The organism is Nocardioides sp., from assembly GCF_047606145.1.
Taxonomy (GTDB): domain Bacteria; phylum Actinomycetota; class Actinomycetes; order Propionibacteriales; family Nocardioidaceae; genus Nocardioides.
This window is the reverse complement of record NZ_JASGET010000074.1, coordinates 1-16,430: the sequence shown is the minus strand read 5'-3', so window position 1 is coordinate 16,430 and position 16,430 is coordinate 1. Positions and strand designations below refer to the sequence as shown.

At 70.2% G+C, this 16,430-nt stretch carries 12 protein-coding genes; 7 read left to right on the top strand and 5 right to left on the bottom strand.

Annotation, left to right across the window (positions count from 1 at the left end):
* Position 1 precedes the first annotated feature (1 nt).
* The 3 genes from QM638_RS09355 to purU all read left to right on the top strand — a co-directional run bounded on the left by QM638_RS09355 (position 2) and on the right by purU (position 3,498).
* On the top strand, positions 2-1,135 hold the full coding sequence (locus QM638_RS09355) for a M20 family metallopeptidase (RefSeq protein WP_415141695.1): 1,134 nt from the start codon (positions 2-4) through the stop codon (positions 1,133-1,135).
* Positions 1,132-2,529 carry an aspartate ammonia-lyase gene (locus QM638_RS09350; RefSeq protein WP_415141694.1) on the top strand — a complete coding sequence of 466 codons (1,398 nt, stop codon included), beginning with the start codon at positions 1,132-1,134 and terminating at the stop codon, positions 2,527-2,529. Before QM638_RS09355 ends, QM638_RS09350 begins: the two co-directional genes overlap by 4 nt.
* 81 nt (positions 2,530-2,610) lie before the next feature.
* A complete protein-coding gene (gene purU, locus QM638_RS09345) occupies positions 2,611-3,498 on the top strand; it encodes a formyltetrahydrofolate deformylase (RefSeq protein ID WP_415141693.1) in 888 nt (295 codons plus the stop codon).
* A gap of 109 nt (positions 3,499-3,607) precedes the next feature.
* Here purU and QM638_RS09340 read toward each other — a convergent pair whose 3' ends face one another.
* Together QM638_RS09340 and QM638_RS09335 are read right to left on the bottom strand one after the other, a co-directional pair.
* The gene (locus tag QM638_RS09340; RefSeq protein WP_415141692.1) at positions 3,608-4,702 is read right to left on the bottom strand and encodes a hypothetical protein; all 1,095 of its coding nucleotides are present in this window, start codon (positions 4,700-4,702) and stop codon (positions 3,608-3,610) included.
* A gap of 115 nt (positions 4,703-4,817) precedes the next feature.
* Positions 4,818-8,453 (bottom strand): glycoside hydrolase family 3 C-terminal domain-containing protein, encoded by a 3,636-nt coding sequence (locus QM638_RS09335; protein ID WP_415141691.1) that lies wholly within the window; start codon positions 8,451-8,453, stop codon positions 4,818-4,820.
* 140 nt (positions 8,454-8,593) lie between these two features.
* Between QM638_RS09335 and QM638_RS09330 the strand changes: the two genes are divergently transcribed.
* Both QM638_RS09330 and QM638_RS09325 read left to right on the top strand, forming a co-directional pair.
* Positions 8,594-9,778, top strand: a complete 1,185-nt coding sequence (locus QM638_RS09330; RefSeq protein WP_415141690.1) for an ROK family protein — start codon at positions 8,594-8,596, stop codon at positions 9,776-9,778.
* The gene (locus QM638_RS09325) at positions 9,775-10,461 is read left to right on the top strand and encodes a TetR/AcrR family transcriptional regulator (protein WP_415141689.1); all 687 of its coding nucleotides are present in this window, start codon (positions 9,775-9,777) and stop codon (positions 10,459-10,461) included. Before QM638_RS09330 ends, QM638_RS09325 begins: the two co-directional genes overlap by 4 nt.
* Before the next feature lie 18 nt (positions 10,462-10,479).
* On the opposite strand, the gene QM638_RS09320 is transcribed toward QM638_RS09325, so the two are convergent.
* The 3 genes from QM638_RS09320 to QM638_RS09310 all read right to left on the bottom strand — a co-directional run bounded on the left by QM638_RS09320 (position 10,480) and on the right by QM638_RS09310 (position 14,683).
* Positions 10,480-11,817: an MFS transporter gene (locus QM638_RS09320; RefSeq protein WP_415141688.1), complete on the bottom strand. Its 1,338-nt coding sequence runs from the start codon at positions 11,815-11,817 to the stop codon at positions 10,480-10,482.
* 229 nt (positions 11,818-12,046) lie between these two features.
* Positions 12,047-13,063, bottom strand: coding sequence for a MerR family transcriptional regulator (locus tag QM638_RS09315; RefSeq protein WP_415141687.1), 1,017 nt, complete (start codon positions 13,061-13,063; stop codon positions 12,047-12,049).
* A 159-nt stretch (positions 13,064-13,222) separates the two neighbouring features.
* Complete coding sequence (locus QM638_RS09310) at positions 13,223-14,683, bottom strand: hypothetical protein (protein ID WP_415141686.1); 1,461 nt, start codon at positions 14,681-14,683, stop codon at positions 13,223-13,225.
* A 237-nt stretch (positions 14,684-14,920) separates the two neighbouring features.
* On the opposite strand from QM638_RS09310, the gene QM638_RS09305 reads away from it, so the two are divergent.
* Positions 14,921-15,427, top strand: a complete 507-nt coding sequence (locus QM638_RS09305) for a GNAT family N-acetyltransferase (RefSeq protein WP_415141685.1) — start codon at positions 14,921-14,923, stop codon at positions 15,425-15,427.
* Between the two features lie 154 nt (positions 15,428-15,581).
* Entirely contained in the window at positions 15,582-16,373 is a 792-nt protein-coding gene (locus QM638_RS09300; protein ID WP_415141684.1) for an IclR family transcriptional regulator, read from the top strand.
* Positions 16,374-16,430 lie beyond the last annotated feature (57 nt).

Sequence of the window (16,430 nt, the reverse complement as noted above, 5' to 3'; positions counted from 1 at the left end):
GATGGACGCCCACGACGAGGTCGGCCGCCGGGTCGGCGACCGCAGCGAGGAGCTGATCGGGCTCTCCACCCGGATCCACGCGCACCCGGAGACCGCCTGGCAGGAGCACCGCGCGGCGGCCTGGGTCGGAGAGGCACTCGCCGAGGGTGGCTTCGCCGTCACCGAGCGCTACCTCGGTCTCGACACGGCGCTGTTGGCGACCGCGGGCACCGGCCGCTTCCGGGTCGGCATCTGCGCCGAGTACGACGCCCTGCCCGGTCTGGGTCACGCCTGCGGCCACAACCTGATCGCGGCGTCGTCGGTCGGTGCCGCGCTCGCCCTCGCGGGCGTGGCCGACGACCTCGATCTGAGGATCGAGGTCTACGGAACCCCGGCAGAGGAGGGTGGCGGCGGCAAGATCGAGATGCTCGACCGGGGCGCGTTCGCCGGCCTGGACCTGGCGATGATGGCTCATCCCGCGCCGGTCGACGTGGCCGAGGCCCGGCCGTTCGCCGTCTCCCACTCGCACATCGGCTATCGCGGCAAGGCCGCCCATGCGGCCGCCTACCCCGAGCACGGGGTGAATGCCGCCGACGCCTTCACCATCGCCCAGGTCGCACTCGGCCTGCTCCGCCAACAACTGCCGTCGAGCGTCCGGGTGCACGGCATGATGACCCGGGGCGGGGAGGCCCCCAACGCGATCCCGGAGCTCACCGAGGGCCGCTGGTACGTCCGTGCCGAGTCGCTGGCCGAGCTCGAGGAGCTCGAGCCACGGGTGTGGCGTTGCTTCGAGGCCGGTGCGCTGGCGACCGGCTGCGAGCTCGAGATCACTCCGGAGAGCAAGCCGTATGCCGAGTTCCGGACCGACGAGCGTGCGCTGGCGTCGTACCGGCGTCATGCCGAGGCGCTCGGCAGGTCGTTCGCCGGCGCCGAGATGGCGGCGCGGATGAACCGGGCCTCGACCGACATGGGCAACGTCTCGCAGCTGGTGCCCGCCATCCATCCCTACATCGGCGTCGACTCGCTGCCGGCGCTCAACCATCAGCGCGAGTTCGCCGACCACTGCGTCGGACCGGCCGCCGAGCGAGCCCTGTTGGACGCCTCGACCGCGCTCGCCCGGACCGCTGTCGACGTGGCGGCGGAGGCATCGCGATGAGCGCGCCGGGGAGTAGGACCGAGCACGACCTACTCGGCGACAAGCGGGTGCCGGATTCGGCGTACTGGGGTGTGCACACGGCCCGTGCGCTGGAGAACTTCGCCGTCAGCGGATTCCCGATCGGCCGTCACCGCGGACTGGTGGCCGCACTCGGCGCCGTCAAGCAGGCCGCGGCGCGGGCGAACCACAAGCTCGGGCTGCTCGACGACACCCGGGCCGGCGCGATCGAGCGGGCGTGCGCGCAGGTGCGCGCGGGCGACCTGGACGAGGAGTTCGTGGTCGATGTGGTCCAGGGCGGTGCCGGCACCTCGACCAACATGAACGCCAACGAGGTCATCGCCAACCGGGCACTGGAGCTGATGGGAGCCGCACGCGGCGACTATCGGCGCCTGAGCCCGAACGACCACGTCAACCGCAGCCAGAGCACCAACGACGTCTATCCGACCGCCGTACGGCTGGCGGTCATCGCGATGCTCGACGGGCTGAACGGCGCGCTCGGCCGGCTGATCGAGGCACTGGCGGCGAAGGCGGCCGAGCACGCCGACGTGGTCAAGGTCGGACGTACCCAGCTGCAGGACGCCGTGCCCATGACGGTCGGGCAGGAGCTGCGCGGCTGGGCGGTGACGCTGGGGGAGGAGCGTCCCCGGATCGCCGATGCCCGTGCGCTGCTCTGCGAGGTCAACCTCGGGGCGACGGCCATCGGGACCGGCATCACCACCGCGCCGGGATACGCGGCCGACGTGGTCACCGAGCTCGCCTCGATCACCGGCCTGCCGCTGGTCGGCGCGAGCGACCTGGTCGAGGCGACCTTCGACACCGGCGCGTTCGTGCAGGCCTCGGCGATGCTCAAGCGCACCGCGATCAAGGTCTCCAAGATCTGCAACGACCTGCGGCTGCTCTCCTCGGGCCCGCAGGCCGGGCTGGGGGAGCTGCGGCTGCCGCCGCGTCAGGCGGGTTCCAGCATCATGCCCGGCAAGGTCAATCCGGTGATCCCGGAGATGGTCAACCAGGTCTCCTTCGCGGTGGCCGGCAACGATGTCGCGATCACGATGGCGGCCGAGGGCGGGCAGCTGCAGCTCAACCCGTTCGAGCCGTTGATCGCCCATCTGCTGCTGCAGGGCGGCGAGTGGCTCGCCTCGGCGGTGGACACGCTGACCTCGCTCTGCATCAGCGGTCTGGAGGTGGACCGCGACCGGCTCGCCGAGCAGAGCGCCCGCAGCGTCGGTGTGGTCACCGCGCTGATCCCGCACATCGGCTACGCGGCCGCGACCGAGCTGGCCCAGGCGGCGCTCGCCGGCGAGGGCGACATCCGTGCCCTCGTCCGGGCGCGTGGGATCCTGGACGAGTCCGAGCTGGTGGGGCTGCTCGCGCCGGAATCGCTCACCGGGCCCTGAGGGCGAGTCGGTGGACCTCACTCGGGGCCGACGTGAGGCTAGGATCGCCACGCGAGGCGATCCGGATGGAGTTGGGGACTGATGCCCGACCAGGTCAACACGGCACCGGCGACGGCCCCGGCCGGTGACTTCGTGCTGGTGCTCTCCTGCCCGGACCGGCCCGGGATCGTGTACGCCGTCTCCGGCTTCCTGGTCGCCCACCACGGCAACATCTTGGAGTCCCAGCAGTACGACGATCCGTTCACCGGACGGTTCTTCATGCGGATCGACTTCGTCACCGCCGCCGAGGAGAGCGCCGAGGCGCTGCACGCCGGGTTCGCGGCGGTCGCCGCCGAGTTCGACATGGACTTCAGCCTCTGGGACGCCCGGGCGCCGTACCGGACCATCATCATGGTCTCGAGATACCTGCACTGTCTCAACGACCTGCTGTTCCGCTACTCGACCGGGGCGCTGCAGATCGACATCCCGGTGGTGATCTCCAACCACCGCGACGCCGAGGCACTGGTGCGCAGCTACGGGCTGGAGTTCGAGCACGTGCCGGTGAGCGCCGCGACCAAGCCCGCCGCGGAGCAGCGGCTCCTCGATCTGGTCGCCGAGGCGGAGGTGGATCTGGTGGTGCTGGCGCGCTACATGCAGGTGCTCTCCGACGACCTGTGCCGGGAGCTGAGCGGACGGGCGATCAACATCCACCACTCCTTCCTGCCCAGCTTCAAGGGCGCCAAGCCCTACCACCAGGCCTTCGATCGCGGGGTCAAGCTGGTCGGCGCCACCGCGCACTACGTCACCGCCGCCCTGGACGAGGGCCCGATCATCGAACAGGACGTCATCCGGGTCGACCACGCCCACACCCAGGAGCAGCTGGTCGCGGCCGGGCGGGACGTGGAGGCGCTGGTGCTCTCCCGCGCGGTGCGCTGGCACGCCGAGTCGCGGGTGCTGCTCAACGGGAATCGGACGGTGGTCTTCCGTTAGCCGAATCGGTCCTCAGAGCAGCCGAATCGGTCCCCGGAACGAGCCAGTCGGTCTCTGGAGCAGGTGAGTCGGTCCTCAGGATCGCCGAGTCGGTCCTCAGCGCAGCGGGTCACCGCGCCGAGCTCAGCTGGCGCAGCGGCACCGCGTGGGCCGGTACGGCGATGGCGTCGACCGGCCCCCAGGAGAACCGGGTGACGGTGCGGTCTCCCGCGGAGCTGACCACCGTGGAGCTCACCGGAAGACCGGCGTCGACGCGAAGCGTGTGTCGGTCGTACCTGCCGACCTTGCCGGCATACTGCCGCCATCGGAGCACCGTGACACCCTCGTCCTCGGCGGACCGGACGGCTGTCGTCGCCGGCAGGATCGAGGTGGTCACGTCGTCGATGCCGGTGCCGTCGGCAACGGTGCTGTAGGCGGCGTTGCCGGCCGACACCCGGATCCAGCCGGAGACCGAGCGACGTGTGGTGATCTGGAGAGTCCGGCGCAGCGCCGTCCGGCTGCCCTGGAGGTAGGCCGCCCTCGTCGTCACCAGGACCCTCACCTCCGTCCTCCCGGCGCCGAACGTCTCGGTCGTGCCGGTCGTGCCCACGTCGAACAGGGCCACCGAGCCGGACGAGCTGCGGACGGACATCCGAACGCCTCGGACTCCCGAGAGCGCCGTACGGACCGCGTCGACCCGGGCCTCGGCCGCGGTCTCCGGGGTGACGTCGGCGGTGCCGGCGGCGACGTCGACACCCCAGCTCTTCAGCAGCGTGTCGAGCATCTTCTGGCTGCTCTTCGGGCCGGAGATCCGGGTGACCGCATAGGAGTACAGGTCGTTCGCGGTCTCGACCGCTGCGCTGTCGTCCCTGCTCCGGCCGAACTCGTAGAGGAAGTAGATCAGCGGAGCGCAGGCGGTCACCCGGCTGCTCTGTAGCGACTCCTCGTTGCCGGCGGCGGTCCCGGTGTGACACATGTCGAGCACCCGATTGACGGTCGAGGAGTCGTACTCCACCGACCGGATGCTGAAGTCGGCCATCTCCGCGGTGCTCGACCAGAGGTCGTCGACGGCCGCGTGCACCTCGGCGTACGTCGGCGTGGTCAGCGTCGTGCCGAGTGCGGCCTCGGCGGTCGAGGAGTCGTCGCCGTCGCCGCAGGCCGTCACGGTGATCGCGGCGAGGAGGGTGACCGCGGCGGTGGCCACCGCACGGCGGAGGTTGATCATGACGGGCCTTTCAGGTGTGGGGGAGAGGTGTGGGGGACGGGCGGTGGGGTGCGCACCCCACCGCCCGGTGACCGGGCCCCCACGGCCCGGAGGGTCGAGCAACCCGGTGGGGTGCTCAGCGACGGGTCACGCCGCTGATCTCGTTGCCACTGGTGCTCACCTTGGTGCTGCCGCGAAGGTCGAGGTCGCCCTCGACCTTCGCCTTGGTGACACTGGCCGACCCGGTGGATCCGGTCAGCGCGAGATCGCCACCGACGCTGACGGAGCCGCAGCTGCCGATCAGCCACCTGGCGGCCTTCCTGCTCTTCGTGATCGTCAGGCTGGAGCCGATCGAGGAGTCGCAGACGACGTTCGATCCGGAGCTCTGCGGATCCTTGGCCGCGGTCGTGCCGGTCAGGCTGACCCTGCCGTCGATCGTCGATCCGCTGAGCCGGATCCCGGCCACGCCGGAACCCTTGATGCTGCCGGTGACGTGCACGTTGACCAGGTCGCACCAGGATCCCCTGGCGACCTTCAGGTTCCCGTGGATGGTGGTGGTGTTCAGCTGGGTGTTGCTGCAGGTCACGTTCTGCGCCGAGGCGACCTTCACCGTCGAGCGCAGCGGCAACTGGTTCAGACTGTCGGCCGAGCCGGCGTACACCGTCCTGGTCCCGGTGGCCGTCACCCACTGCTGCTTCGTGCTCGACCAGTACTGCATCGAGCGCAACGGCACCGTCAGCGTGACGTGCCTGGTCTTGCCGGCGCCGACGCTCACTCGCTGGTAGGAAGCCAGCGACCGTACGGCGAACTGCACGCCGGTCGGCTTCGTGCTCGGGGCGCCCAGGTAGACCTGGGGCACCGCCACGCCGGCGACCTTGCTGGTGTTCTTGACGTCGAGGGTCACTTTCAGCCCGCCGCTGCCGGCTCTTCTCACCTTGAGGTGCTGGTACTTGAAGGTGGAGTAGCTCAGGCCATGGCCGAAGGGGAACTGGACGTCGACACCGAGCTTGTCGTAGTAGCGGTAGCCCGAGTAGATGCCCTGGGTCATGTCGGTCGACCCGTCCGAGGTGGACGGTGCCCGCTCGGAGTGCACTCCGGCCGTGTCGCCGGCGTAGAGGCCCTCTGCCTGGTCGTAGCTGTAGATGGTGTCGTTGCCGTCCTCGGGCCAGGTGATGGTGGTGTGTCCGCTCGGGTTGGCCTGGCCGAGGAGCAGCCGGGCCGTCGCCGTACCGCCCTCGGAGCCGGAGTTCCACATCTCCAGCACCGACTTGACGCTGGACTTGTCGACCCACGGCTGGGTGATCACCGCCTGGGAGGTGTTCATCACCACGATCGTGTTCGGGTTCGCCGCCGCGACCGCGTTGATCAGCTTCACCTGGTCGTCGCCGAGGCCGCTGATCTGCTGGCCCGAGGGCAGCGTGAACGGCGGCGAGCCGATGGTCGTCCGGTTCTCGTCGTTGACGAACACGATCGCCTTGGACGCCTTGCGCGCGGCCTTGGCGGCGTCGTCGATGTCGCCCTGCGCCCGGGAGAACGCGATCCGCAGGCTGGCCGGGTCGTCGGTGGTGTTGTCGAAGGTGATGGTGATCTTGTGGTAGCCGGCCGTCAACGACTGCTCCTCGGTCTGCAGGTTGCTCAGCCCGCCCTCGACGTACCCCTCGTTGGTGGTGTCGACCGGAACGGCGGTCTGGCCGTAGTAGGCACCGTGGTAGAAGGTGGTCGCGGACGAGAGCGCGAGGCTCGTGTCATCGACACTGACGGTGGTGTCGTCGGCGTCGAGGTCGGCGTCCTGCTGGATCCGGAAGGTGTAGTCGTCCGCCGTCGGCACCTTGAGGTACCCGGTCCAGGTGTAGCTGCCCGGATCGAGCTGACCGGCGTCGGAGGAGTCGGTGTGGTCGAGGTCGCTGTCCTCGCTGTCCCCGTCCGGGCCGGAGAGCGTGAGGCTTCCGGTGACGGAGTCGTCGTCGGTGGAGAGCACCGAGGACGGGATGACGGCACCGGTCGGCCCGTTCGCCGGCGAGTAGTCGAACGCGTCCGCGTCCCCGGACAGCGCCTTGAGCTGGCGAAGCGGGCTGATCGCGTTGCGATCGGAGAACCCGGTCGAGCCCTCGGCGTTCGGGTTGGCGACCAGGTACTCCGCCCCGGGACCGCTGACCGCGACGCCCTTCTTCAGGTCGGAGGTGGTCAGCGGAAGCGCCGAGGAGTTGTTCTTCAGCAGTACGGCGCCCTCCTCCGCGACCTTCTCCACCACGGCGGCGTCACCGTTCTTCGTCCCCAGCCGGACCTTTCCGCTCGTGCTCCCGTCCTTCAGCGCAGCGGTGCCGGAGCGGTCACCGTCGACGCCGCCGGGGTTCGCGCAGTCGGCGGAGTCGTCGTCGCAGCCGAGCAGGTCGAAGCGCTCCTCCTGGTACAGCATGCGAGCCAGCGACTGGTTGAAGACCGAGAGCGGCAACGCGCCCGAGGCCACCGCGTTCGCCACGCTGCACCCGTTGGTCCCGCAGTCGTCGGGATCGCCGGGGATCCCCGCCACATGGACCGCGCCGTCGGTGTCACAGGAGACCTCGTTGCCCTCGGTGTCGGCGCAGGTGCTCCCGGTGGGGTCGGTGCTGGTGAGATTGGTGGTGCCGAAGTAGCTCGAGCCCGGTTCCATGTCCAGTCCCTGGAGGATCGAGCTGGCGCTGTGCACACCGCCGTAGTCGGGGCCGACCAGCGCCTTGGAGCCCCACATGCCGCGCAGCACGTAGTTCATCGTCAGCGGCTGCTCACAGGCGTGATGCATCTCGTCGAGCGACCAGGTCTTCGGTGAGCTGCCGGACAGGTACGGGCTGTCCTTGGACACCGCCGAGACCCCGCTCGTCGGCACGCCGCTGCCCTCGTCCTGGAACAGCTGATAGCTGCACATCACCGCGGCCGCGCCACCGGAGACGAGGCTCTGCTCGTAGGTGGTGAGCATCGTCTCGTGCAGCGCCTGGTCCTGCACGGTGGTGGGGGTGCTGTCGCCCTGACCCTGGTTGGCGGCGAAGTGCTTGACCTGGCTCATCAGGCCCTTGCCCTGCATGCCGTTGATCTGGGCGGCGCCGATCTTGCCGTTGACCAGCGGGTCCTCGCCGGGGGTGTCGAGGCCGCGGCCCCAGTTGGGATAGATGTCGGTGTCGACCTGCGGACCGAGCAGGCCGGTGGTCATGAGCGCGCGGCCCTCCGTGCCCTCGACCTGACCCCACGCGTTGGCGAGCTGGGAGTCGAACGACGAGCCGAGCGCGACCATGGTCGGGGAGGCGGTGGTCTTCCCGCTGTTGCTGCCGCTCGTCACTCCGATACCGAGCCCGTCGGTCCAGCACAACGGTGAGATGGCCGGGGTGGTGTCCAGCGGCGCTCCGTTGGTGCCGACGTTGTGACAGCTGTCGTTGCTGACGCCGATCAGCATCTGGTCGGCGTTGGTGATCTCCGCCTTGGTCGGGTTGGCCGACGGCTCGATCTGAGCGATCAGGTTCAGCACGGCCGGGGTGTACGGCGCGGAGGCGTCGGTGCTCGGCGAGCTCGTCTGCGTCGGCAGGGTGACCGGAAGCGTGTAGGGCACGTCGGGAGAGAGCTCGTCGCCGTCGGCGGCGGTGGCTGCCGGAGCCGTCGCGGCGAGTGTGCCGAGGACCAGTCCGATCCCGCCGAGTACGGCGACGCCGGACCGGATGAGCCTCCGGTGACTGGTGCGCGATCTGATCGCGGCCTCGCGGCGAGGCGGTGGGCCGGCAGCGTGGCCCGCGTCGGTTCTGGCCATCGAGCATCTCCTTCGAGAGTGGGGTGACGATGAGCGGCCTGTGTCGGCCGTCACGTCGATCGACCGTAGGGACGACGGCGTTCGGTCGTCAATACAGAATATGAATCTTGATATTAATCTTTTTTAGAGATTTAACGGCGATGCGTAGACTCCCGCACATGACCTCAGCGCCGGGGCCCGCCCGAAGACGGCAAAGAACCGCCTCGGCCATCCTGGACGAGGTGAAAACCCACGGTCCCACCACTCGGGGGGACCTGGAGCGACTGACCGGATTCTCACGCAGCGCGGTGGCGTCGGCGGTCGCCGACCTGATCGAGCAGGGGATCGTCGTACCGGAGAGCGTCGAGCGGTCCCGCGGCGACCGCGGTCGGCCGGTGACGCTGCTGCGGGCCGCCCGCCCGGACGGGCACGTGCTCGGCATCGACTTCGGCCACACGCACGTCCGGGTCGCACTGGGCAACACCAGAGGCGAGGTGGTCGCCGAGAGGACCGCGGCGCTCGACGTCGACGGCCGTGCGGCGGAGGCGATGCAGCTCGCCGCCGACCTCGCCGCGGCGTTGGTCGGCGAGCACGACCTGACGATGAGTGCGGTGCGCAGTGTCGCCGCCGGGATCCCGGGGCCGCTCGACCGGCGTCGGGACGTGGTCAGCTCGCCCACGATCCTCGCGTCCTGGGTGGGACACACCCCCGCCGACGAGCTGGCCCGCCTGTTCGGCACGCCGGTGCATGTGGAGAACGATGCGGACATGGGCGCGATCGGCGAGCACCGGTTCGGGGGCGGCCGGACCCGGTCGACACTGCTCTACATCAAGGCGTCCCACGGCATCGGCGCCGGCATCATCATCGGCGGTCAGCCCTATCGCGGTGTGGTCGGCATCGCCGGCGAGATCGGACACACGATCCTGCCCGGCACGACCGCCGGATGCCGGTGCGGGAAGCAGGGCTGCCTGGAGGCGTCGGTGTCGGTGCCACGGATTCGCGAGCAGCTCCAGCACACCCACCTCGCGGGCCCCACGGAATCGGCGATCTCGTTGGAGCAGGTGGCGGCCGATCCGGTCGGCGAGCGGATCCTGGTCGACGCCGGGCGGGCGGTCGGACGCGTGGTCGCCGACGGGTGCAACTGGTTCAATCCGGAGGCGGTCATCGTCGGTGGCGAGCTGGGGGTGGCCGGTGACTCGTTCGCCCGCGGCGTCCGGGAGTCGATCGACCGGTACGCGCAGCCGGCGACGGCAGCGGCGGTCAAGGTCGAGCCGGCGCGCCTCGGTCCGCTCGCCGAGGTGTACGGCGCCCTGGCGGTGGCGATCGATCGGGTCGAGGCTCGGTGAGAATCCTCGATCGTGCGGATGCGCCGTCGGCGCCGTCGGAGCGGTACGTGCGGCCACCGCAGCAGGAGCGCAGTCGACAGTCGATGGAACGGATCCTCGACGCCGGCGCCGGGCTGTTGGCCGACGGAGGGTGGAGCACCTTCACCGTCGAGGGCGTGAGTCGCCAGGCAGGCGTGGCCACCGCGTCGATCTACCAGCGCTTCGGGAGCAAGGAGGGCCTGTTCGGTGCGATCCACGACCGTCACCTGATCGACTTCGCGCATGCCGTGGACGACGCCTTCGACCTGGCCGTCCTGCCGAGCGCTCCGCCGGCCGATGGGGTGCGCGAGGTGATCACCCGGCTCGGCGAGCTGTTCGAGACGCACGGCGAGCTCGGCGGAGTCTGCATGCTCAACTCGCACCGCGTGCCGGAACACGGTGCGTACGGCGCCTATGTGATGGCCGCGGTCAAGGACGCCGTCGTCGCCGCGCTCCTCCACTATCTGCCGGAGGACGCCGGGGTTCGCCGGAGCCTGGGGCGCGAGGACCGGGCCGCGATCTGCTATCGGATGGCGCACAGCACCTACGCGGACTATGCCACCTTCCACCGTGCGCCGGAGCAGCGTCGCGAGGTCGGCTGGGACACTCTTCGCCGCGAGGTCGCGGCAGCCTGCTCGGCGTACCTGTTGTCCGCTCCCCTCTGACACCGTCGAGCGGCAGCTCTACCTGACTCCGTCGATCTTCCACACCAGGAGCCCGCCGACGGCCGAGGCGACGGCGCTGAGTCCGAACCAGGTGGGGTAGGCCAGGTCCGGTGCGAGGTCGCGCATCAGCGGCAGCACCAGCAGGCCGCCGAGGACCGGCGCGATCACCTGTGGAATCGAGGCAGCGGTGTTGAGCACCGCGAGGTCCTTCGCCTGCCTGGCCGGATCGGGGAGGACCTCGATCGCCAGCGCGAGGTCGACCCCGAGGAAGAGGCCGACGCCGACGCCGATGACCGCCTCCCCGACGAGCACCGTCGCCAGCCCGAGGTCGTGACCGACCACCGCCGCGCCCGCAACGATGCCGATGCCGGCCGCGATGAGCAGGCCGCCCCAGCAGACCAGCAGGCGGCGATGGCCGGTGCGGTCGGCGAGCTGACCGCCGAGGTGTCCGGCGAGGACCACGCACGGCGTCTGGATGAAGATCGCATACATGGCGAAGCGGAGCTGGTCGGTGCCATCGGTGATCTGGAACTGCGCGGCGAGGTAGAGCGTGAGATAGGAGCCGACCCCGGCGAATCCGAGCATGATCAACGCGCGTGTCGCCCACACCCAGGTGAGGTTGCGACCGGATCCGGGCGCGAACGCGAACGACCGTCGCAGAGCCGGCCACAGTGCCCGTCCCCAGGCCCGTCCCGAAGCCCGTCCCGAGGCCTGTCGCGAGACTCGGGTCGGCGGGGGCAGGACCCTGTCGTCGAGTCTCAGCGCGAACCAGGTGCAGAACACCACCGCACACCCCGCCGGGACGGTGAGTCGCAAGAAGTTGCTCGGCAGATAGCTCAGTGCGACGGCCGCGGTGAGCAGCGAGACCGGTGCGCATGATGCGACGGCGCCGGCGACTCGGCCACGATGGGCGGCGGGGACCTGGTCGGCGATGGTCGCGTTGGCGGCGGCATGGGCCATGTTCGCGAACAGCTGGGCGGCACAGAAGGAGATCGTCAGCGAGGCCAGGTCGCCGGCCGCGCCGGTGCCGGCCAGGCCGACGAAGGTCCCGAGAGCGCCGGCCAGGATCCACGGTCGGCGCATGCCGTGGCGCCACCGGGTGCGGTCGGATGCGGCGCCGGTGATCGGCTGGGCGAGGATCGAGAAGACGGCGCCGAGCCCGGTGATGAGCCCCAGTTGTTGCGCCGCCTGGTCCAGTGGGACCAGGCCCTGCACCTTGACGGAGACTCCCCCGAGGGTGGCGCTGAAGATCGCGACGTACAGTCCATAGGAAGCCAGGTAGTACGCGGGCACGAAGGAGGTGGACCGGGGGTCGCTCCCGGTCGGCTGTGTCACGGCTCCGGTGAGTGTCGTCACAGGCACTCCTTCGCGGCGGTGGACCGAGACGTTGAGCCGAGTGAAGGATGGCACAGCCCGCGGGAGGCCGCCAGCGCGATGGCTGACGATGGCTGACCGGATCAGCGATCGGCGAGCACCACTCGCCGCGGTCGCACCCGAACCTCGAGCAGTCCCCGCGGCACGAGGATCCCGGCCCCCTTGCAGGCCTCTCACGAAGCTCAGATGGCCACGGTGCCGGGAAGATCGGCTAGGCCAGATCGGCCACCACGATTGTGTGGTTGTCGGGCTCTCCGGCCTCGGTGACGGCTTCCGCGACCGCATCGGCCACCTCCTGCGGGCCGGTCGCCAAGGTGAGCAAGGCGGCGAGGTCGTCGACGTAGGTGTGGACGCCGTCGGTGGTCAGCACGAGCCGGTCGCCTGGGAGCAGGTCCACCGTGGACACGTCGGCGACGACGCCCGGCGTCAGGGCCCGGTTGAGCAGGCTGCGGTGCTGGTGCGAGCGGGCCTCCTCGGCGGTGAGTTGACCCGCCTCGATCAGCGCCGCCACGACGGTGTGGTCGTGGGTGATCTGTCGGAGCTCACCGTCGCGCACCAGCCAGACTCGCGCATCGCCCACATGTGTGATCCGCGCGGTCGCGCCGTCGAGAGCGACCGCGGTCAGCGTGGTGCCGGAGCCGGGCAGGTTCGGCAGAGCCGCGCTGACCTCGGGAGCGAGCACGGATGTCGCCTCCGCGAGACCGCCGCCGGCGAAGGCCGCCAGCGCCGCGGCGGCGAGGTCGTCTCGCTCACCGAACCCGTCGGCAACGGCGATCAGCTCGGGGGTGGCGATCAGGGCGTCCTGCTGCTGGTTGCGACGGCCCTGGCGATGGCTGGCGCCAAGATCGGCGTGGAGTCGGTCGGAAGCTGTCGTCATGATGTGTGTCTCGTTCCTCCATTGATGGACGAGGGTGGTGACGATGCCTCGGCGAGCCGCCACATCGGCCTCGACCTGGCGCCAGTAGGCCTCGACCTGCTGGAGCGCCGCCGCGGGCGAGGAGTCGACGACCTGCGTGATCCGCGCCAGCGGCATGCCCAGCAGTCGGAGCGTCGCCACCAGCCGAGCGCGCTCGAGCTGCGCGGGGGCGTACCGACGGTAACCCGAGTACCGATCGACCTCCGCGGGCGGAAGCAGTCCGAGGTCGTCGTACAACCTCAGGGCCTTCGTCGTCAGCCCCGCACGGCAGGCGAAGTCGCCGATCGTCATGAGTGTCTGCGGCTCGGTCATGATCACCATCCTCCCGGTGTCGATCACCGGCGAGAGGAGGCTGAGGCTTGCCGTCGGGGCAAGGTCAACCCACCTCGGAGCTCGACCCACCAGGGGCAGCAATCCGCGTCCTCGGCGACGATGACCGCCAGCGTGGTCACCCATCGGAGCATCGCGGTGTCAGTTGACCATCTCAACCATCGTGTCGCTGTAGAGCGCGCGCAGCAGCTCAGCGGCGCCGTGGGTGAGGGTGTGGGTGCCGGTGGGGTCGACGAGCCGGATCAGACCGTGCGGAGAGGTCCAGAGATACTTGTCGAGAGTGAGTTGCTCGACTCGGTAGCCGAGGTGGGTCTTGGCTCTGTGGTGATGTCTGGACAACAGGGCGAGGTTGGTGTCCCGGGTCTGGCCAGGTGGTCCGCCGGGGTCGTAGGGGACGACGTGGTCGGCGTCGAGGTTGCGGCTGACCTGAGTGGCGTACGGGAAGACATCGCCGCCGGTGCGGAGCATGGCGCGCTCCCGGATGGAGTGCGGGTACTCGTAGCCGGCGGTGGAGTAGCTGTCAGCCAGGTCCACGACCGGGGTCAGGGTGATGTGCGCGTGCCCGACGAGAGTGCGCAACTGCTGGACGAGGATCGGGCCGAGGGCTTCGACCCGGGCGATGCCCTGGGCGCCGGTCAGCGCGGTCTCATGCAGGTGGAGGTAGATCACGGCCCGGTGTCGTCGCGGCCGGCGGGGCCCATCCCCGGCGTCGTGGTCGGCGAGGAGCGCGGCGACGTCCTCGGGGCGGGCCAGCCATCCCATGGCTGCCGCGCGCAGCTGGTCCCGGGTCGCCTCCGCGGTGAGCCCGGAGGCATCCACCAGGGCCGGATCGGCGTGAAGGTGGTCGGCGATCTCGTCGAGGAGCCGGTCCAGCCACCACGCGTCTTCGGGCGCCATCCGCGCGAACAGCGACTGGGAGCCACGTCCGGAGTGGGGGTCGTCGGGGTCGGCGGCGCTCACCCGACCGAACCAGACGCCGTACCCCTGTCTGGCCTCGGCCAGCGAGGCCGCGTGGGCCTCCTGGTCGGCGCGGATGATGGCCGCCTCCGCCACCGCGAGGACCCGCGAGGGCGCCTGGTCGAGCGCATCCGCGACCGCTGCGTCGACGACCCCGATCCGGTCGGCGGGCAGGTGGCGGGAGAGATGGGCGACCTTGCGGCCCACCCATGGCTCGGCCTCCAGCCGCCGCAGCCGGGCCCAGGTCAACGGGAGCCGGTGCCGCAGGTCCAGTGCATCCGCCACCAGTCGTCGGGTGTTGGCCACATGCGCTTGTCGCGCGATCGAGAGCTCCTCCAGGCACAGGTCCTGGACCATCGGGGAGCCGTCGCCGCCGAGGCTGACCAGTCGATCGCCACCGGCGGCTCCCCTCGCGCCCTCCGGGCCGGCGGGTTCGCCGGAGTGCTGGTCGGCCCACGCCAGCGCGAGCTCGAGCTCATCAACGAGGACCTGGCGTCGCACCCGCAGGTTGTGCTCCGCCGTCGCCAGGATCCGGACCGCCGGCCACTGCACCATCTCGTCGACGTCGGACCGACCGATCGGTCCGGCCGCGCGCGGGCGGCCGATGTCGGCGATCAGCGTCTCGCAGGCGGCGGTGGACTCCATGGGCCCATCCTACCGCATTCTGCGCTGCTTTAGAACATATATTCGTACGAATTCCGCGATCGTGAGCCCGTTGTCGGCCAGCAGTCGGGGGACGCCGGCTGGCGATGGCCTTCTCCGCCACCTTGATGGCGGCCGTGACGGTCTCACCGTGCGGCATCACGGGTCCGTACGACCGGTCGAGCCGCGCGTCGGGCACAACGGCTGACCGAAGAACGTCGACCGCGTAACGTTGCAACGGTGTCGACGGTGCTGATCTGCCCAGCTAGCGTCGATGACGCCGAAGCCCTCACGGACCTTCACCTGGACGTCTGGGACGAGGCCTACGGTCATCTGATGCCGAACGAGATCCTGCGCGATCGCCGCAAGGATCGCTCGGAGCGTATTGAGCGGTGGCGCGCAGACATTCCCAGTCCCGAGTCGTTGACGCTCTTGGCTCGGGATCGCGCGACCGACCGACTCATCGGATTCGTCAGTCGAGGGCACGGACGCGACGACTCCCACGATCTTCCTGCGGTGGAGGTCTGGGCGCTCTATGTCCGCGCCGAGTTCTACGGTCACGGAGTCGGCCACGCCATGCTGACCGAGGCCCTCGGCACCTCAGACGCCTACCTGTGGGTACTCGACGGCAACAGCCGTGCGGTCGCGTTTTACGAGCGCCAAGGCTTCAGATTCGACGGCAGCTCCAAGACTGAGACCGTGGGCATCGAGCGCCGGATGGTGCGTCGAGGCCTCACCGCGGGCTGACTGAGAGGCTGACCGCGCACGCTCGTGAAGGCAGGCGAGAGGCGTCACCGACCACGCAGGTCCGAGGTGTCGCCGATGTCCGTGACACGGCACGCCTGGCCGAGTACGACCGGCTGGATCGAGGCCGGATCGGCGGACGTCGTACTGTTGCGCCATGAGCAACGATGCTGCGCCTGGCGCCGGGGTCCAGTCGGTGGACCGGGCGTTGACCATCCTGGAACACCTGGCGCGAGCGGGAGAGGTCGGGATCTCCGATCTCGCTCGGGACCTCGGGGTCCACAAGTCCACCGCCTTTCGCCTGGTCGCCACGCTCGAGCAGCACGGTCTGGTGGAACAGACCGAGGACCGGGGGAAGTACCGTCTCGGCGGCGGACTCCTGCGCCTGGCCGGCGCCACCACCGCACGGCTCGACGTGGTCCAGGAGGCGCGCCCGATCGTACGGCGACTCGCCCAGGCGACCGGAGAGACGATCAACATCGCCGTCCTCGCCGACGGCAGTGCCCTGTACGTCGACCAGGCGTCGGGCTCCTCGAGCATCCAGTCGCACAACTGGGTCGGCCAGCGCATCCCGCTGCACGCCACCAGCAACGGCAAGGTGCTGCTCAGTGGCCTCGACCCGCGCGCCGCGCTGGCGGCGGCTGGGAAGCTGACCGGTTACACCGACGGCACGGTCACCTCTCGCGATCGGCTCGCCGCCGAGCTGGTCGAGGTCCGCGCGGTGGGCTACTCGGTGGCGGTCGACGAGCTCGAGGTCGGGCTGACCGCCATCGCGGTCCCCCTCCACAACATGCACGGCGACGTGATCGCCTCGATGAGCGTCAGCGGCCCCACCTTCCGGCTCGACGCCGCCGCCCGCGACGCGGCGCTGGGACTGCTCCGTGCCGCCGCGGACGAGGTCTCGGCCCGGCTCGGATATCACTCGGCGGCCGGCGCGACCTCGGCCTAGCGGCCCCAGCGGCCCCAGCGGCCCCAGCGGCCCCAGCGGCCCCAGCGGCCCCAGCGG